Below are 20074 nucleotides of genomic sequence, written 5' to 3'. Positions count from 1 at the left end.
TCCAGTGCCTGTGACGGCACATAGGCCTTAACAACAAATAATCAATTCAAAAGAAACAGAAAAAGCCACTCAAGGAGTGGCCTTCTCAATCTTATCGAGTCGGATTACTTACCGGCGTTAGCCTCTTCAACACGACTCTTTAGCTTTTGTCCCGGGCGGAAAGTCACCACGCGGCGAGCCGAAATTGGGATATCCTCGCCTGTTTTAGGGTTACGACCCGGTCTTTGATTTTTGTCCCTTAGGTCAAAGTTGCCAAAGCCAGATAACTTGACCTGCTCACCGTTCTCGAGAGCTTGACGAATTTCTTCGAAAAACGCCTCAACCATCTCTTTAGCAACTCGCTTGTTAATACCAAGCGTTTCAAAAAGATGTTCTGCCATTTCGGCTTTGGTAAGTGCCATACTTTTAATCCCTCAACAATGCGTTGAACTCGGTCTTGAGTTCAGAAACTACCTTTTCAACCATCTCAGCAATTTCTTTCTCTTCAAGTGTACGAGTGTTGTCTTGTAGTGTAAGTGCTATCGCCAGACTCTTTTTACCTGGTTCAACACCTTTACCTTGGTATACATCGAACAAGTTTAAGCCAACCAACTGATTTTCGCCAACTTTTCTTATCAAATTTACAACTTTTCCTGCCGAGACATCTTCATCAACTAAGATGGCTATGTCACGTCGGTTTGCTGGAAACTTAGACACAGTCTGGGCTTGCGGCAAACTTGCGTGCAATAAGGCGTCTAATTCGAGCTCAAACACAATCGTTTTACCATTTAAGCCAAAGGGCTTTTCAAGGCTCGGATGAACGGCACCAATGACACCAATTACACGATCATTTCTTAAGATTTCAGCACATTGCCCCGGATGAAGCGCCGGATGAGATGCTTTTTTAAAAGTAAATTCATCCTCAGAAACTGTCAAGCCGATAATGGCTTCCAGATCGCCCTTAAGGTCAAAAAAGTCAACCGTTTTTGATTCCATCGACCAATGTTCGTCATTTTGGTTACCCGAAATGACCGCACCTAGCATGGCTTGTTGACGCACACCAGATTCTGCTTTCTCATCAGGTACAAAACGCAGACCCGTTTCAAACAGACGCACACGCCCCTGCTGACGACTCTGGTTGTAACCTACTGCAGTCAACAGACCTGTGAACATAGACAAGCGCATTGCCGACATCTCAACCGAGATAGGATTTGGCAATATCATGGCATCAACGCCCGGATGAACCAGTTGTTGCAGCTTAGGATCGACAAAGCTATAAGTAACAGCCTCTTGGAAACCACGAGCGACCATCATGGCGCGCACACGCTTAAGGTCGATATCGGCCTCGTTGTGCAGCGGCATGCTAAGAGCTGCTACTGGCGCTACATTAGGAATATTGTTGTAACCATAGATGCGGGCAACTTCTTCGATTAGATCTTCTTCGATCGCCATATCGAAACGATAAGTCGCGGTCGTCACCTGCCAGTTATCGTCGACGCGAGATACGCTAAAGCCCAGGCGTTCCAGGATCTCGGTAACATCGGCATCAGCAATATGATGACCGAGTACGCGATCCAGCTTGCTGCGACGCAGCAGAATATTAGCAGGCTTTGGCAGATGCTCATCAGACTTAGACTCAACAACGGGGCCTGCTTCACCACCGCAGATCTGCAGCACAAGACGTGTGGCTCTGTCCATCACCTTATGCTGTAGTTCAGGATCGACGCCGCGCTCAAAACGGTGTGATGAGTCTGTGTGCAGACCTAAACGGCGAGATTTACCCATAATGGCCAAAGGTGCAAAGAAAGCACACTCAAGCAGGATATCTTGTGTCTCGCTGGTGACGCCTGAGTATTCACCGCCAAATACGCCCGCTAAGGCCAATGGCTGGCTGTTATCGGCAATCACTAGGGTATCTGCTGGCACTGTTACTTCATTGCCGTCAAGCAGTGTCAGCTTCTCCTCACCATCACCCAGACGAATCTTGATTTGACCGTCAATTTTAGCCAAGTCGAAGGCGTGCATCGGCTGGCCAAACTCGATCAACACATAGTTAGTAATATCGACAATAGGATCGATTGAGCGAATACCGCTGCGACGCAGTTTTTCCTGCATCCAAAGTGGTGACTGCGCCTTGACGTTAACATTCTTAACGACTCGGCCCAGGTAGCGTGGACAAGCACTTGGCGCCTGGTTATCAATCTCGATAGCAGCATCAATGCTAGGCGTTACCGCATCCCAAGTCGGCGCAACAACCGTTTGACGGTTAAGTACACCCACTTCACGGGCCAGGCCCACCATGCCGAGACAATCGGCGCGGTTGGCCGTCAGGTCGACGTCAATCACCGCATCATCAAGATCCAGATATTCACGCACATCCTGACCAATAGGTGCATCGAGTGGCAGCTCAATGATGCCATCGCTCTCGATATCGATTCCCAGCTCACCATATGAACACAACATACCAAATGAGGGCTGACCACGTAACTTGGCTTTCTTAATCTTAAAGTCGCCCGGTAACACGGCGCCTACCATGGCCACAGCCACTTTCAGGCCTTGACGGCAATTTGGTGCACCGCAGACAATATCGATCAACTCATCTTGACCCACATTGATTTTGGTCACTCGTAATTTGTCAGCATCTGGGTGCTGACCACACTCGACCACTTCACCGACGATGACGCCGGAAAATTCACCTGCGACAGCATCAACACCATCGACTTCTAAACCCGCCATGGTGATCTGATGCGATAACTCATCACGGCTAATACTTGGATTGACCCACTCACGAAGCCAAGATTCACTAAATTTCATTTTTACTCGCTCCGTTATTTGAATTGCTTAAGAAAACGTAGGTCGTTTTCGAAGAATGAACGCAAGTCATTCACCCCATAACGCAGCATTGAGAGACGCTCAACCCCCATACCGAAGGCAAAGCCTTGATACTTTTCAGGATCGATACCGACGCTGCGCAGCACATTAGGATGAACCATGCCGCAACCCAAGACTTCTAACCACTTGCCGTTTTTACCCATCACATCCACTTCCGCTGAAGGCTCAGTGAACGGGAAATAAGAGGGACGGAAGCGAACTTCTAGATCTTCTTCGAAGAAGTTACGCAGGAAATCGTGCAAGATCCCTTTTAACTCGGCGAAGTTAACATTTTCATCGACAAACAACCCTTCCACCTGGTGGAACATAGGGGTATGAGTCTGATCATAATCATTACGGTAAACGCGGCCCGGAGAGATGATACGCAGCGGCGGCTTTTCCGTTTCCATGGTGCGGATCTGCACGCCCGAGGTCTGGGTACGCAGCATCAACTTAGGATTAAAATAAAAAGTATCGTGATCGGCACGAGCTGGGTGATGCTCAGAAATATTCAGCGCATCGAAATTATGGAAATCGTCCTCGATCTCTGGCCCCTGCTTTACGCTAAATCCGAGCTCACCAAAGAAGGTTTCAATACGTTCGATGGTGCGGGTCACCGGGTGCAGGCCACCATTGTCGATACGACGTCCCGGCAGAGTAACGTCTATGCTTTCCGCGCTCAATTTCGCTTCCAGCTCGAGGGCTTTGAGTCCCTCAATACGCTCTGACAGCTTTTGTTGTACCGCTTGCTTAGCCTGGTTAACCGCCTGGCCAAAAGCAGGCTTCTCTTCTGCGCTAAGCTTACCCATCATCTTCATCATGTCGGTGATCTTACCCTTCTTACCCAGGTAATCGACACGAAGCTCATCGAGGGTTTTCAGATCATCTGTCCCTTCGATCGCCTGCAAGGCCTGTTCTACGATTTCTGTTAACTCTGACATCATCTCTTCCAGTACGCCTGCTCCCAAGGTGGAAGCCAAGACTTTCTATATGCTGACTATTTATCTTTACGAAAATAGAAAAAGAGACAAATTTTACGTGACCACAAGGGATTTGACTAGGGCTTATTTGGTATTTTTCTAACGAAATCCGTGAGAAAAGACTCACCCATCGGCTAGGCAATCTAATATCGATTAAAAAGCCAGCCCAAAATGTAATTTTGATTCGCCGCCACAGGGTTGAGGATGTAAACTTGAGCGGTAACTTATTTAGCAATAACGACAACACCTCAGTACAAATAAACAACAAACAAGCGCCTTAACGACATTTTGTCATTCAGAAATGCTGTCCAGCATCCGATAAGGTGATCATATCCCTAAGGCGACAGAGAATAGCTATGAGAGAAGTGAAATTTCGATGGATAGATCAATATCTTATCCATATGACCCTGAAAACCAAGTTCACCATACTTGCCATTATCCCCATCATCACCCTCATGGGGCTTTCCTATATCCTTTACGGCCAATTCAACAACCAGCTTAAACAGAGCCATCAACAAAGCGCCCTGGCCGACGCCCAAAAGATGGTGGCATTAATTGACCTCAGTCAGCAGTATGTCCCCAAAACCCAGGCTGACAGCTACCAACAGGCACTCATAAATGCCGGTTTTGCCGAATCCAAACAATCACTGCGCCAAGACGCTGCCCGCCTAGTTGATAATGGTGGCGGCACCATGGTAAATGGCGAGGCGATACAAGCTTTTAGCCAAGCGTCAAACACTGGCTTGGTCGCCAAGACTCAAGTCAACGAGCTCGACAAGGTGCTGAGCTCGGCACAAAACATAGTGATCATCAGCCTGGTGACCCTGATCTTGGTTATCCTCATCAGCAGCTATTATATCTCTACGTTTGTTGGTGGCGCCCTGTATACCAATGTGATGGCATTAAAGCGCGCTGCCGATGGCGATCTCACCGGTCGGCTAAATTTCTTCGAGGTTAAAGACGAGTTCAGTATTTTGGCGGTAAGCATAGATACCTTAGTCGAGCGCCAACATCAGCTGGTGACCCGCATGACTCAGGCCAGCAGTCAAATACGCACCGTTGTACAGGCATTTAGGCAAACAGCCCAAGAGGGACAGAGTCTGGCAGCCGAGCAACGTCAACATCTGGACTCCTTAGCCACGGCTATGGAAGAGATGACCGCCGCGGTGAAAGAGGTGGCCCGCAACGCCGAGCAATCTTCTAGCGAGACCCTAGAAGCCAATCAACAGGTCGAGGCAGGCTCGAAAGATATCGCCACCACGGTAGAAGCGATTGGCGATCTCACCCACGAGATTGGTGAGGCATCATCAGCGGTCAACACCCTTAACGACAACGCCGCCAAGATCGATGAGGTGGTGACCACCATCAATGCCATCTCTGAGCAAACTAACCTTTTGGCCCTCAACGCCGCTATCGAGGCAGCCCGCGCGGGCGAGCAAGGCCGTGGCTTTGCCGTAGTCGCAGATGAAGTGAGAACCTTAGCGGGTCGTACCCAGGCCGCTACCGTCGAGATTAAAGCCATGATTGAAGCGCTGCAAAGCGGTTCTCAAGCCCTTACCCAAGTGATGAAGCGCACGGTTGAAAAGGCGCAAGATGGTAAACAACACGTACTTGAGACAGGAGAAGATCTTAAAGCCATCGCCCATCACAGCGAACGGGTCTACGAGATGAGCGTACTCATCGCCACCTCAGCCGAAGAGCAATCGGCGGTCGCCAACGAGATAGCGACAAATCTGATGGAGATCCGCAACCAGTCTCACGACGTCGAGCAGTCAGCGAATCAGTCAGTCTCTGGCTGTGATGAACTGCACGCCACGGCGGAACAGCTCGACCAACTGCTCGTTGGATTAAAAATCTAGTCGTCTTAACTGCTTAGGGTAGTAGTTATCTGCCCTAAGCAGCACTCACAAGAGTTTAAACCTGCCTTGTTTTGATTTAATCTTGAGCTATCACTCGTTAATGAACGGATCGCGCCACCATATGGTCGACAATAACAAAGACAAGGCCAGCTCATTAAATACCCAATGGAAAAATAGCCTTACCTTTAAATTCACCATCATCCAATTTGTGGTCGCAGCGCTGATCATCATATCCAGCATCTGGTTAATCTTCTCTACTGAGAAGAAACACCATATGGATACTCAACTCTCCTTAAGTCAAAACTATGGCCTGGCAGTCATAGAACAGCTGCAGCAAGTTACCTCGAAAATTGAGACCCTGGCCAACTCTATTGCCATTGTCGGCGAAACCTACCGTGGACAAGATGAGATCATCAGGCAGATTGTTCCCTCACTGCTGGATATTGGCCAGCGTCATCAACTGATCGCCGGTGGAGGGATCTGGCCAGAGCCAGGTATGTTTGGCAAAGAGCAAGCGCGCAATAGCTTCTTCTGGGCGAGAAATGAACACAATGAATTTCAATTTCTGGACAGTTACAACAATGACGAGGATCCTGGTTACCATCAAGCCTTCTGGTACTTACCTGCCAAATATTTTCAAGATGAACATATCCACTGGTCAAAATCCTATGTAGACCCCTATACCCAAGAAGTCATGCTCACAGCTTCCGTGCCAATGCGAGCAGCTCATAGCTTTATCGGTGTCGCCACTGTGGATATCGCCTTGAGCGGTTTAGACAAACGTTTTCATTTTTCTGATCAGAATCCCCTCTCTAAGGGCTACATTCTCGCTTTAGACAGTTATAACAATCTCCTGGCCGATCCATTCGATGACAGTGCGGATAATCAAGGAGACATGCTGGGACAGCCCCTCAGCAAACTCGTGCAGCGATATCCTCAGCTAAAGGCTGTACAGACAAGCATTGAACAGATGGATCAAGCCTTTGCCACGCAGATGAAGGACAATCCGGCCTACCGACCCGATCAGCTGGAAAAATTACTGGCCCTTACCCCAAGGGAGGAAAGAACACGCCTGAGCACCCTGATCAATGGCGCGATACAGGCTAATCACAATAAGGAGCCAATCGTCACCTTGGAGCTTGACAGCGATCCCCTGTTTAACGAGCCTGTGCTGGTGTCAATTCTGACCATGGCTCAAACTCAGTGGAAGATCATCTTGGTCACCCCACTATCAAGTCTCTCTTCTCAAGCCAATGCCATCGCGCTTAAGATAGGTGCATTTTTGTTACTGTCGCAGCTACTTGCGCTATTAATCCTCTTCATTTTCCAACACAAACTCTTCATCCGTCCCATCTTTCAGATCGTTTCGGCGCTGAAAAGCGGCGATTTGGGACGCCTGGAGCTAGACGCCAACAAACGTCGGGATGAGCTCAGTCAACTGGCAAAAGCCTTCATTGCCCGCAGCAATCAGCTGGAGATCGCATACGCTAGTCTCGATGCCAGTAATCTCGCACTTGAGCAACAACTAGCCATGCAACAACTGGCGCAGCAAGAGCTGGAAAACAAGAAGGAGTTGATCAACTCCCTGCTCAACGCCTCGCAAAATCTCATCTGCATCAAGGACACCAACGGCTGTTACTCACTGGTCAATGATAAGTTTTGTGAAGTGATGGGCATAGAGCGCAGCCGGGTCATTGGTGCCCGCGATAGCGATCTTTACCCCCAGGATATTGCAGCCATCATCGGCAACCATGACCGTATTATTTTAGAAAGCGATCAGGCCCAATGCTTTGAACAACCTATGCCAACGGTACAGGGTGAGCGCATCTTCCTACTCACCAAATATCCGATAAAAGATCAAGACAGTAATGTCATTGCGCTGGGCGCCATGGCGGTCGACATCAGCAGCCTAAAAGCCAAACAACAGGAGATGGAAGATACCATTAAGGCGCAAGCATCCCAAAATGCCCAATTGAAACAGGCGCTAGATGCAAAACTGCACACAGCAGTGCCGGAAGGATTGGAGCGCCAAGACTTAGCGCAGCTAAAACAGATCGAGTTGGCCCAGCAGAAGATCTTACCTCGAGTATTGCATCAACTACTGCGTCAGGAGCTACAGGCACTCGAGCAAATCTTCATCATGCTGCGCCAATTAGATAGCAATGCCGCTGATGAAGCTCACCTAGCACAATTTGCCGAAGTGTTAACAACCCAAATAGATATCATACGTCACGGGCAATCTTTGATTAGCGCCGATATTACCGATATCCGCTCAACGGTGGCCGATCTCTTCTTACACGATCTCATCGCCATGCTGCAGCCTCAGCTACAGTCTCTGGAGGTAGAGGTACTTATTGATTGCCCCCATCATCTGACAGTGCCCATTTCACCCTGGCATTTTTTGGTGCTTTGCCATCAATTAATCAATAACAGCCTTCAGCATGCTTTTCCCGAGCATCAATCGATACAAAGACCTAAGCAGTTATCTATTCGTGTCTGCTACCAAGAAGGAAGGCTCACTCTCATTTTGAGGGACAATGGTGTGGGTATCAGCCCCATTGAACTTGAAAAATTAACCCATGCCCTTACCAATCAAGGCCAAGGGCATGGCACCTTAGAGAATATCAATCGCTGGCTGAAGGCTCACTTTTCCGGCGACCTCACGATACAGGCTCAGGCTGAGCAGTTCACAGAGATCACCTGCCGCTTACGCCTTTAGGAAAATAAAAAATCCCCGATGAGACAATAAAACTCATCGGGAATTTTCGCTTAATTAAATTGCCCTACAAGGCGACATCAACCAGGTAGTGGCCCTGCAACCAGTTACGGCCAATGAGTAGCTTATTCGTCATCTTAGAGCGATCCCTGAGGTTAACTTTAACCTTATACTCTCGGCCCGGCTCACCCACATTTAATTCGACCATGTAACGCACCTCGCTACCTTGGGCATTACGAATAAGCGAGGTTTCAACGATGCGAGCATGAAGTCGTTTAGACTCGCCTTTCTCATTCGCAGTCGTAAAATAGAGCATCTTACCAACATTCTGCTCCATATCCTCAACGCCATTCTCTACCTTAAGGTCGACCGCATGGAGTGAGTTTTCAACGGCGCCGGTATCGATTCGCGTATCAAAGATTAAGCCCGTCTCTAGAATACTAATGGGAGCCATGGCGCCAATTACGCGCTTCTCAGCCACATCAACCACATATTTACCTTTTAACCAGTTCCGGCCGATCAGCAGTTTATAATCCATGTGGCCGCGATCTCTAAGGTTAACCTTAACCTTGCGAATATCGCCGCCAAAGCCAATATGCATCTCCACCATATAGCGGGTTTCAGTGCCTTGCGAATTACTGACCGTCGAGGTTTTCACTATCTTGGCGCTCAGGCGTTTACGCTCTCCGGCAGCATTTTCAGTCGTAAACCAGATCAGTTTGCCGACATTATCTTTCATCTTCTTAGCGCTACCGCCTTGGATCTCAAGATCATAGGCATGCAAAGAGGTGTTACCTGCACCAGTGTCGATCCGCGCTTGATAAACAAGCCCGGCTTCATTAACCGTCATCTTGGCTGTTTGTCCAATCACAGCTTTTTGCTCTGCATGAGCCGGCGCCAACATGAGTAGCGCAATTAAGGTCAACATTCTCAACATATACAAGTTCCTAAATTCGATGAAACAAAAGCCGACTCTGCGTCGGCTTAATTGGTAATCCTAAAGCTTGAAAATCAAGCCGTTATCCACTGCATTGCCTCTGTGACATCTTGGCGGGCAAAAACCTTTACAGGACAAGGCGCCATATAGGCCATGACTTTGGCGGTATTAGCAACCCATTCTTTGTCTGTGATGATGGCGACTCGAGTAAAATCCGTCAAATGAAAGAATCCTAATTTGGCGTCATCCCACAGCGTCTCAACAGAAAAGCCTTCAAATGCTTCACTAAATTCATACCAGAGCTTAATGCTTGAGTGATCTTGTAACTTAGTCTCAATAGCTGGCACCAATTTATCTTGATAATCGGCTCGGGTCAGCACTCCTTGTGCTTTAACCGCAACGATATCGTCATTAAATCCTGATAATAATTGGATCATCGTCCTCTCCCCACTCAATGCCGCTAATAGACAAAATGATAAACAAACAGACAAAATAGAGTACTGGTACAGATGCAATGGGTCAGGTGCTCGCTGATATTAGGGCCTACTCTGACATATCTGTAATGACGCATAAATTGTACCCCAAGCCAAACCAAGATAAAGGGCACAAAAGGCAAAGAGACAACAAAAGGAATAAAGCCCCAGCCAAAGGCTAACGCATTGGCACTGAAAAGTTGAAACGCGAACCAAAACAGCACGAGAATAGCGTAAATAATAAAATGTTGTTTACTGATTGAGGCTGCTGACATCAACAAAATTTTCCGAACCCGGCATTTAATCTAACAGTAGGTATAAAGCGAGATCTTCTCAAGCGATGAGTTGTAAACACCTGTTACTGATTACAAATTTACGCTTGCTGCATCTTGGCGATTTCCTGATCGAATAAGTTTTTGATCAAGCCAGAAAATTCTGTGATAAACAGAGTTTGGTCTGTCGTGGCGTTATGGTTAGCGACCTTAGCTAAAATCTCTTCTAAATCATAGACGATAGCATCGACCTCTCTGATCACCATATTACGTTCAGCAAACGTTAAAGAGGGATTTTGACCACACACCATGATGATCTGCGCCGCAAGTTGTTCTTCAAACAACTCCATCACAGTCTCACCACCCATCTCGCCGGCTTCAGAGGCTTCGAAAAGTCCTAAATGCTCAGTAAGATATTGTATTAAATGTATGTACCCGTCTTTATCAGTAACCATTTTTAGCCCTAAACACACGACTTAACTAAGAGCATGGTATAGCCCATGCTCAATATCCAGTTTATACCGCCATTATGGTATAAATCCTGTTGCTAATCTTGTTGTCAGTGCACGTTTTTAACGCTTTAGTGTTAATACAAATGAAACAGGCACGGCCAGACTAATAGAAGATAAGCCTGCCAGTTCTCTCAGCTTTTCAACCCCGGATGTAAAACCAAAGTCGGCGGCATTCACCACCAGAGGGGCTTCACTGGCCACCATCAGCTTATCCTTAGCCAACTTGGCAACGCTAACCATCACAGGTATTGTCTGGCTTTCTCCATGCAGACTAATGCTTGCCTCAATGGTCATCGACATTATGCTTCCCACGCTGGCCTGCTCTATCTGGCTGCCATCAACTTTTGCACTCAATTTCAATGCCGGATACTGCGCCGTCTCAAATAAGATCTCTTTCATACGTTGGTCGCGGATATCGACATTGGTCACTACACTGCTCAGCGGAATAGACAAAGAGAAAGCCCCCGCATCACTTAGCTCACCCGAGACTTCGGAAAAATGATGCACTTCAGCAATATCACCTTTCTTTATCGAAATGAAATTAACCCGTGATCCCTCATTACTCACCTGCCAACTAGCCGAATAGGCATTTAAGCTTAACATCCCCAAACCGACTGCCATGATTAATGTCTTCATTTTTCTCTCCATCTGATTGACAAGTGTCCATTGAAACTCGCGTGAATAAAAAATCACCTAGTTTAATGATTAACAAGATGATCTTAACTATATTAGCCTAATACAACAGATTATGAATCACTAAATTAGTCGCAACTAAAAAGCCCTAACAATGTTAGGGCTTTTATTTATTTGTGGATTAGGCTTTCTTCTTCGCCTTAGGCTTGGCCTTGGTTTTCGTCTCGCTGACCCACTTTCCATCAATATATTTGGCTATCCAACCTGTCGCCTTGCCATCGACCTCAGTGGCAACATACTGCTCCTTGGTCTTGCGGCTAAAGCGCACAAAGGCCTTGTTACCTTCATCATCGGTCACTGGTGCATCGGCTAAATACTGGTATTTCGGCCAAAGCAGATCTCGGTATTTGACCAACTCCTGTACCAGAGGTGCTCGGGTTTCACGAGATTTAGGGAAAGTACTGGCCGCCATAAAGATGCCAGCCGCCCCATCACGTAAGACGAAATAACCGTCTGACTTGGTGCAGTTGAGCTCAGGTAGATGGATAGGATCTTCCTTCGGTGGTGCAACTTCGCCATTTTTTAACAGCTTGCGAGTATTTTTACACTCACTATTGGTACAACCGAAATACTTACCAAAGCGACCGTTCTTCAGCTCCATATCATTGCCGCAGCGATCACATTCAATGATTGGGCCTTCATAGCCTTTGATCTTAAACTGACCCTGCTCAACCTCATAGCCACCACACATAGGGTTGTTACCACAAACGTGCAGCTTACGCTTTTCATCGATGAGATAACTGTCCATAGCCGTGCCACACACGCCACATCTGTGTTTTGCACGCAGCGCATCGGTTTCGGCATCTTCGCTGTTTTCACTGACCGCTTCTTCACCCGGCGTCAGGTTCATGGTTGTCTTACAACGCTCTTTCGGCGGCAAAGCATAACCCGAACACCCAAGGAATACGCCTGTGGTACCGGTACGAATCCCCATAGGACGTCCGCAAGTCGGGCAAGCAATATCCGTCAGCACCATCTCGTTAGGACGCATGCCACCTTCTTCCGGCGGCAATTCGGCTTTCTCAAGCTGAGCGGTGAGATCTTTATAGAAGTTGTCGAGTACCTTCTTCCATTCGAGCTGGCCCTGGGCAACGTTATCCAGTGTTTGCTCCATGCCAGCGGTAAAGTCGTAGCTCATCAGATCTTCAAAGCTACCAATGAGACTTTCACTGACGATTTCGCCCATCTTCTCGGCATAGAAGCGACGATTCTCCACTTTCACATAACCGCGATCTTGAATCGTTGAGATGATGGTGGCATAGGTCGAAGGTCGCCCAATTCCTCGCTTTTCAAGCTCTTTGACCAAAGACGCTTCACTATAACGTGCTGGCGGCTTAGTAAAGTGCTGTTTAGGCAGAAGCTCGTTCAAAGCCAACACATCACCTTCTGCGACTAGAGGTAAAGTGCTATCTTCTTCGTTTTTCTTCTTAATCGCGGTCTGTACGCGCGTCCAACCGTCAAACTTAAGCGTTCGTCCGCTGGCTTTAAGCTCATAATCTCCAGCCGTCACCGTAAGGCGTGTTGCATCATATTTCGCAGGCGTCATCTGACAGGCCACGAATTGACGCCAAATCAGCTCATAAAGGCGCTGAGCATCACGCTCCATATCGGTCAGACTGCTGGCGGTCACACTCACATTAGAAGGACGAATCGCTTCGTGAGCCTCTTGAGCGCCCTCTTTGCTACCATATCGAATTGGCGCATCGGGTAGATACTTATCACCAAACTCTTTGCCTATCATCTCACGCACACTATCGAGCGCTTCCTGACTTAAGTTGGTCGAGTCGGTACGCATATAGGTGATGTGACCCGCTTCATACAGCCGCTGCGCCATCATCATGGTTTTCTTCACACCAAAACCAAGACGCGTACTGGCCGCCTGCTGAAGCGTCGACGTAATAAAAGGTGCCGAAGGCTTGCTTGAGGTCCCTTTGACCTCACGACTGGTCACCTGATACTGGCTATCAGTTAACGCCTCGACGGCCACCATAGCCTGGGCTTGGTTAACCGGATTAAAGCTCTCACCTTGGAACTTAGCCACCTGCATCTTAAGCGGTTCATTACCTAAGGTGGTTAGCTGGGCATGAATATCCCAAAACTCTTCGGGCACAAAGGCCTTAATTTCACCTTCACGCTCAACCACCAGACGAGTCGCCACCGACTGCACACGACCCGCTGAAAGGCCGCGTGCCACCTTTTTCCACAGCAGCGGTGATACCATGAAGCCCACCACACGATCGAGAAAACGCCTCGCCTGCTGCGCATTGACCATATTGGTATTAAGCTGCGACGGATGACTAAAGGCTTCTTGAATCGCACTCTTAGTGATCTCGTTAAAGACCACGCGCTGATAGCGCTCTGGATCCCCACCAATCACTTCTTGAAGATGCCATGCAATTGCCTCCCCCTCTCTATCCAAATCGGTTGCGAGAAAGATATGATCTGCATTTTCAGCAAGTGACTGTAATTCTTTAACGACTTTTTCTTTACCCGGCAAGGTTTGATACTTTGCCTTCCAACCTCGCTCTGGGTCGACACCCATACGCGCGACCAGTGCTTTTTTCGCTTTGTCTGCCTTATATTTTGCCTTTTCTTCGGGGGACATCTTGCGCACTTCAGCGGGCGTTTTCGTTGCCGAACTCGCGTCACTGCTCGAAGATGTAGGGAGATCACGGATGTGACCTACACTCGATTTTACGATGTAATCTTTGCCGAGATATTTATTAATAGTCTTGGCTTTGGCCGGTGATTCGACAATAACTAGCGATTTACCCATAGAATGATCTGCGCCAAAAAGTCTCAAAATTCTGTAAATTGGCTCCATATATAGAGGGTTGTATCAATAGTTTCAAGCTAATCCCTACTTTATTTGTTACGGCGAGCCAATTTTTAACCGTTTTTGAAAAAAATGTGAAAAATAATATTGCGTAATTAAAAACTAATATTTCATTATTCCCTATCTAGCAAGCAATACTTATGCATTTCTGAGCCGATATCACAGATAAGGCCGATTTCCCCTAGCTTGTTAAGCCCTAAAGCTCAAGTATACTGGTCCACAAATTCAACGAATTACTCCGCCATCTCCAGCTGTGTTGAGATGGAAAATTAAAGCAATAATAACTTGAAGGATGTGCAATGAAGCATTACGAAGCAAATTTTGATGGACTCGTCGGACCGACACATAATTATGCGGGACTGTCTTATGGCAATGTGGCTTCTTTAAATAATGCTGCCGCTGTCTCCAGCCCTAAGGCAGCCGCGAAGCAAGGACTTAAAAAAGCTAAAGCATTAGCTGACTTAGGCTTAGCCCAAGGGATGCTTGCGCCTCAGGAGCGCCCAGACCTCCACACCTTGCGTCGAATTGGTTTTTCAGGCACAGATGCCGAAGTACTCAATAAAGCCGCTAAGCAGGCGCCTGCGCTCCTTAGAGCCTGTTGTAGCGCATCGAGCATGTGGACCGCCAATGCCGCAACGGTATCTCCAAGCGCCGATACCCATGACGGTAAAATTCATTTCACGCCGGCAAACCTAGTAGACAAGCTCCATCGCAGTATCGAACCTGTTACCACTGGCAATATTTTAGCGGCCACCTTTAACAACTCTCGCTACTTCCACCATCATCAGCACCTGCCAGAGCACGTGAGCTTCGGCGATGAAGGCGCGGCCAACCACACTCGTCTATGCAGTGAATATGGCCATGCCGGTATCGAGCTATTTGTCTATGGCCAGGAAGCAACCAATCCAAGTGCGCCCAAACCAAAGAAATATCCGGCAAGACAGACGCTAGAAGCCTCACAAGCTATCGCTCGTCTTCATCAGCTCGATGACGAGAGCAGTGTCTTTATCCAGCAAAATCCCGATGTCATCGACCAAGGCGTGTTCCATAACGATGTGATCGCCGTGGGTAACCAGAATGTGCTTTTCTATCATGAGCAAGCATTTGTTGACACCCAAAAGAAGCTGGCCGAGATCCAAGATAAATTTAACGGTAAAGCGCTGCATTTCATTGAAGTGCCGACCGCGAAAGTGGGCATCCAAGATGCGGTGAAGAGCTATCTGTTCAACACCCAGATCGTCACCCTACCAAACGGTGAGATGGCAATTATTGCACCAACTAACTGTCAGGAAAATGAAGCCGTCTATGCCTACCTTAACGAGTTAGTGACCTTTGGTACGCCAATTAAGCAGGTACACTATTTCGATGTGAAGCAGAGTATGCAAAACGGTGGCGGACCAGCCTGTCTGCGCCTACGTGTCGCCATGAATGAAACAGAACTCGCAGCGGTTAACCCTAATACGCTGATGAATGATGAATTGTTTAACAGGCTCAACCTTTGGGTGGACAAGCATTACCGTGATGAGCTCGCCATCAATGACCTCGCCGATCCACAGCTCATCATTGAGTCACGCACGGCACTCGATGAGCTGACGCAGATCATGAAGCTAGGCAGCGTCTATCAGTTCCAGAAATAAACGGTATACGAGTTACAAAAGCAAAAGCCATCTTTAAGATGGCTTTTTTGTACTTAACAACTGTCAACTTAAAGTCATCATCTTTCGCTAGTTTCATTAAACTAGTAACGATCTTTACTCTACGTGATCACCTCTAATACGGAAGGATTACTATTATTACTCAGTGAATTAATAGTAGATAAATTCAGGAGTCCCCTATCATAGCCATTTCTTTCACCCCAAAAAAAGCGCACTGTTTTCAGTGCGCTTTCTATACATTCCAACATCAACCTATTGAATAACAATAGGTATCTTAGCTAACTCGGTAACATCACCTTTAGGAGTTGTCGCTTCGATAATGAGTGTTCCTGCATCTGGTTGTTCTGCACCTTTAATAGTAACACTATAGGGAATAGAGCTGTTAACGTTAGTCGACTCAACAGTGTAGCTTCCCTTACTCGCTAAACTACCTGCCGATGGAGTAAATGTGATCACAGTTCCCGCAGGCAATGGTTGATTATGCAAGTCTCCGATTATAATTGATACGCCACCAGTAGACTTTCCTAGAATATCAAGTGTTTGATTACCATTAAGTCCCTTACATGGATCCGTATCTGTGCCATCTTCAATACAACTATCAACAATGACTGGCGTCGAAGCAACCGCACTGCTTCCTGACATAACAAGTACCAAAGAGGCTCTTACATCCAATGATTTATTCGCTGCTGAACAACCTGCATGTGGCGTGTTATTAGCGTCTAAAGAGCAAAGACTGCCATTATATACACCATCAGCGACATCAAATTCCTTATTATTGTTAAAATCTACAAAGGTTTCGGCATCACCACCTGCTTCACCATCGTCCTTTGGATTAAATAATCCATCTTCATTGTGATCTACAAAGGCTTCGTCTAAATCATAAGGGTTTCCCGATACATCTTGCTTAGTTTTAAAATCTTCAAACTCTGCTAAATCGAAACGTCCATTACCATTGAGATCAGGAAAAGACTCTTCACCGATAGCCCTTGCCAGAATAGTCACTCGTCCACCATATGGCTGCCCGATATCGGCTCCTAACGAGGGTTCTTGGCCAAGATCAAACAATGTCTTACCGGTAGGCCTTGGGTTCTGACTTGACCACGTCACCGAACAGACGCCTCCTTGCGTTGTACAAGATGAATCGATAACGCCACCTTCTGTTGTAAAGGAAACTGCCGTGCCATCCGGTACAGGGTTATTAAATGCATCAGCCAAACGTGCCGTAATGCTCACTGCTACGCCATCATAATCCCAACCTTCAGGGTTAAGAATATTTGCAGAAAGAGAAAAACTATCCTGATCAGGTAAGCCGGTCGAAATAACCAGCAAATTTGATTGACTGGAAATTTCTGGAGAACTGCCGTCAACAACCGCTGTCACTCGAACAGAAGTCGCAACAGTGCCAGAGTTAACAACAGTTTGTACTATACCTTGGCTGTTAGTCGTTGCAGTCAGAGGATCTAAGACAATATCTCCCGTATCAGAGTTTAGCGAAAAGTTAACCCTTTGGTTACTTACGGGATTACCATTGTTGTCCATCACCTGGAACTTAACGGTTGATGATTCCGCACCGCCGGTTCCTTTCAAACGAATAAGTTCAGGTACAGCTTCAACAAACTTGATACTGCCAACACTTGCAGGCAAAACATTGACTGTTGCCTTAGCTGATAATGATTTACTGCCAACGACTGCATTGACATTTATAGCGTCATCACCCACACAACCTTTAGCAAGGTAAGTCGTGGTTGCAACACCATTAACAGCAACGACCGGCGTACTTATCTCAGCTTCAGCAGGTGTTTTGTTGGCACAAACAGACGAAAACTTGACTTCGACGGGCTCGGTAAAAGAATTACCAGCATCATCTTGAAGTGTAACAGATATGCTAGCTGTACCACCTGCGGAAACTACTGATGGCGAAACAGCGGCGATTTCTGATTGGAAAGGATCGCCACTCCCCATCAATACATTCGTGGCACCCACTTTAAAGACTAATTCTGCCTTTTCGCCTGTCACTAGTGTCGCTGTTGCAATACCAGCTCCTGGCTGAGTTCCTGCTAATATTTGCACATAAGCTTTACCATCTTCAGTAGCGGCAGTCTCAATCGGCAATTCGCCAATGTCACTCGAAAACTTTACGATAGTCGCTTTTGTAATACCAGAAACTGTAGCGACCAAATAACCCGGAGATAAAGACGAAATAGTACTGATTGGCGTCATTGAAGTTAAATCATCAACCAAAATCAGAGCAACTTGCGCACCACCTGTAGGCGCTCCACCATCTCCCTGAGTATTGAAAGAAATTGATGCTTCTACCGACTTACCACTTTCAATTTCAACAGAGGCGGTTATCTTTCCCGATCCTAGCTTATCACCAGGCAGAACATCAATAACCACCTTACCCGCTGAATCAGTAACACCACTGTCAGGGGTCAGTCCCCCTTCACCTTCCAGAGCAAACACAATACGAGCTCCTGGTAAAGGAGAACTGTTTTTGGTGAGTGTTGCATGCAATTTTCCCGGTTGAGCATTAGATATGTCTGTAGTGGGCTCACCACTTCCATTCACCAATGCAAGCGTTAGAGTATAAACATCCTCGCCTGGTGTCGGAGATCCTCCAGAACCATCATCTGTGACACTTCCCCCGCCACTACAGGCAACAATAAAAAGTAAAAATAAATATGAGGTAAAAACTTTAAACGCTGACTTCATTGTCAGACTCCCTGTTACTCAGATTATCATTAAAAGCATCTGCTTATTACTTATAGGCTAACATTACACAATTTTCCCATAACTTTTCCATCACTAATCGCGATTAAAGACGTAAAAGCGGTAAAAACTTTAACTATTTTCCCATTTCATCACCTTAGGTTTCTTGCTAGGCTTTAGGGGCAAATTGAAAAGCATAAAAATAATACAGGAAGCACTATGTCTGGCACGCAAAACAAGAAGATTGGCCTCACCGGAAAAATACTCATTGGTATGGGTGGAGGCATTTTAACCGGGCTGCTTCTTCGCAGTTTCTTTCCCGGTAGCGAGTTTATCGAAGAGTATATTACTAACGGCCTGTTAAACGTGGTCGGCAGTATTTTTATCTCCAGTTTACAGATGTTGGTCGTCCCTCTGGTCTTTATCTCCTTGGTATGTGGTACCTGTTCACTCAGTGACCCCTCATCCTTAGGTAGACTAGGCGGAAAAACCATCGCTTTTTATCTATTTACCACAGCGATTGCTCTCTCTATGGCCATTTTGGTCGCCCTCTTAGTTCATCCAGGCAATGCCTCTCTGGCCGCCGAAAACATGCAATACAGCGTCAAAGAAGCCCCTAGCCTATCGAATGTATTGATCAATCTCGTTCCCCGTAACCCAATACAGGCGATGACAGAAGGGAATATGCTGCAGATCATCATTTTTGCGGTGATTTTCGGTTTCGCTATCTCCCATATTGGTGAGCGCGGTAAACGCGTTGCGGCACTATTTAACGATTTAAATGAAGTGATCATGCGCGTGGTCACCCTAATCATGCAACTGGCACCTTACGGTATATTTGCCCTTATGGGTAAACTGGCCTTAACCTTAGGTCTTGAGACTTTTGAAAGCGTAGTGAAATATTTCATGGTGGTGCTAGCGGTTTTATTAGTACACGCCTTTGTCAGCTATCCAGTGCTATTAAAACTCTTCTCAGGGTTAAGCCCATTTACCTTTATTCGCAAGATGCGTGATGTGCAGCTGTTTGCTTTTAGCACCGCCAGCTCTAACGCTACCCTACCGGTCACCTTAGAAACGTCTGAGCATCGTCTGGGGGTCGACAATAAGGTGGCTTCATTCACCTTGCCTCTGGGCGCCACCATTAATATGGACGGTACCGCCATTATGCAAGGTGTCGCGACTGTCTTTATCGCCCAGGTATTTGGTATCGATCTGACTATTACCGATTATGCTATGGTCGTGGTAACAGCTACCCTCGCCTCTATCGGCACCGCGGGTGTCCCTGGAGTAGGCCTTATCATGCTAGCTATGGTACTTAACCAAGTTGGACTTCCGGTCGAAGGTATCGCGCTTATCATGGGTGTTGACCGACTGCTGGATATGGTTCGCACCGCAGTCAACGTCACCGGTGACTCGGTTGCAACGCTTATCATTGCCAAATCGGAAAATGCCTTTAATCAAGAGACCTTTGATGACCCTCAAGCAGGTAAAACTGCCGGTAGCTTCATCGATCAGGTTAACGCCGAACTTAAAGAGTAAGGCCGAATATTTCCCATTAAAAAGGCGTCCATTGGACGCCTTT

At 47.0% G+C, this 20074-nt stretch carries 14 protein-coding genes; 4 read left to right on the top strand and 10 right to left on the bottom strand.

All coding sequences use genetic code 11. The annotated features are described in order from the left end of the window. Positions 1–104 precede the first annotated feature (104 nt). Genes ihfA through pheS form a run of 3 tightly spaced genes read right to left on the bottom strand, consistent with a single transcriptional unit; the run spans position 105 to position 3791 of the window. Positions 105–401, bottom strand: a complete 297-nt coding sequence (gene ihfA / locus CFF01_RS08155; protein WP_011866012.1) for an integration host factor subunit alpha — start codon at positions 399–401, stop codon at positions 105–107. A gap of 4 nt (positions 402–405) precedes the next feature. Beyond that, positions 406–2793, bottom strand: a complete 2388-nt coding sequence (pheT, locus tag CFF01_RS08150; protein ID WP_088904463.1) for a phenylalanine--tRNA ligase subunit beta — start codon at positions 2791–2793, stop codon at positions 406–408. Between the two features lie 14 nt (positions 2794–2807). Then, positions 2808–3791, bottom strand: a complete 984-nt coding sequence (gene pheS, locus CFF01_RS08145; protein WP_088904462.1) for a phenylalanine--tRNA ligase subunit alpha — start codon at positions 3789–3791, stop codon at positions 2808–2810. 395 nt (positions 3792–4186) lie between these two features. Here pheS and CFF01_RS08140 point away from each other — a divergent pair, with 395 nt between their 5' ends. Both CFF01_RS08140 and CFF01_RS08135 read left to right on the top strand, forming a co-directional pair. Then, positions 4187–5689, top strand: a complete 1503-nt coding sequence (locus CFF01_RS08140; RefSeq protein WP_088904461.1) for a methyl-accepting chemotaxis protein — start codon at positions 4187–4189, stop codon at positions 5687–5689. A gap of 121 nt (positions 5690–5810) precedes the next feature. Next, on the top strand, positions 5811–8408 hold the full coding sequence (locus tag CFF01_RS08135) for a PAS domain-containing protein (protein ID WP_198387143.1): 2598 nt from the start codon (positions 5811–5813) through the stop codon (positions 8406–8408). 64 nt (positions 8409–8472) lie between these two features. On the opposite strand, the gene CFF01_RS08130 is transcribed toward CFF01_RS08135, so the two are convergent. The 6 genes from CFF01_RS08130 to topA form a co-directional block, all read right to left on the bottom strand. After that, positions 8473–9333 (bottom strand): putative ATP-dependent zinc protease, encoded by an 861-nt coding sequence (locus CFF01_RS08130; RefSeq protein ID WP_408640514.1) that lies wholly within the window; start codon positions 9331–9333, stop codon positions 8473–8475. Positions 9334–9416: 83 nt separating this feature from the next. Next, on the bottom strand, positions 9417–9779 hold the full coding sequence (locus CFF01_RS08125; protein ID WP_088904458.1) for a SpoIIAA family protein: 363 nt from the start codon (positions 9777–9779) through the stop codon (positions 9417–9419). Positions 9780–9802: 23 nt separating this feature from the next. Further along, positions 9803–10090, bottom strand: coding sequence for a hypothetical protein (locus tag CFF01_RS08120; RefSeq protein WP_232479525.1), 288 nt, complete (start codon positions 10088–10090; stop codon positions 9803–9805). Positions 10091–10188: 98 nt separating this feature from the next. Then, positions 10189–10542 carry a DUF3802 family protein gene (locus CFF01_RS08115; protein ID WP_033539237.1) on the bottom strand — a complete coding sequence of 118 codons (354 nt, stop codon included), beginning with the start codon at positions 10540–10542 and terminating at the stop codon, positions 10189–10191. Positions 10543–10659: 117 nt separating this feature from the next. Next, complete coding sequence (locus CFF01_RS08110; protein WP_232479524.1) at positions 10660–11235, bottom strand: YceI family protein; 576 nt, start codon at positions 11233–11235, stop codon at positions 10660–10662. Between the two features lie 178 nt (positions 11236–11413). Then, a complete protein-coding gene (gene topA, locus CFF01_RS08105; RefSeq protein ID WP_088904455.1) occupies positions 11414–14068 on the bottom strand; it encodes a type I DNA topoisomerase in 2655 nt (884 codons plus the stop codon). A gap of 359 nt (positions 14069–14427) precedes the next feature. On the opposite strand from topA, the gene astB reads away from it, so the two are divergent. Next, positions 14428–15765: an N-succinylarginine dihydrolase gene (gene astB, locus CFF01_RS08100; protein ID WP_088904454.1), complete on the top strand. Its 1338-nt coding sequence runs from the start codon at positions 14428–14430 to the stop codon at positions 15763–15765. A 270-nt stretch (positions 15766–16035) separates the two neighbouring features. Here astB and CFF01_RS08095 read toward each other — a convergent pair whose 3' ends face one another. After that, positions 16036–18495, bottom strand: coding sequence for an invasin domain 3-containing protein (locus tag CFF01_RS08095; RefSeq protein WP_088904453.1), 2460 nt, complete (start codon positions 18493–18495; stop codon positions 16036–16038). A 216-nt stretch (positions 18496–18711) separates the two neighbouring features. Between CFF01_RS08095 and CFF01_RS08090 the strand changes: the two genes are divergently transcribed. Continuing rightward, positions 18712–20031, top strand: coding sequence for a dicarboxylate/amino acid:cation symporter (locus CFF01_RS08090; protein ID WP_088904452.1), 1320 nt, complete (start codon positions 18712–18714; stop codon positions 20029–20031). The last annotated feature ends 43 nt before the right edge of the window (positions 20032–20074 follow it).

Origin of the sequence: Shewanella marisflavi (genome assembly GCF_002215585.1) — a bacterium.
Classification (GTDB): Bacteria; Pseudomonadota; Gammaproteobacteria; order Enterobacterales; family Shewanellaceae; genus Shewanella; species Shewanella marisflavi.
Note: the sequence above shows the minus strand (reverse complement) of the source record. Positions and strands in the feature narration are given on the sequence as shown.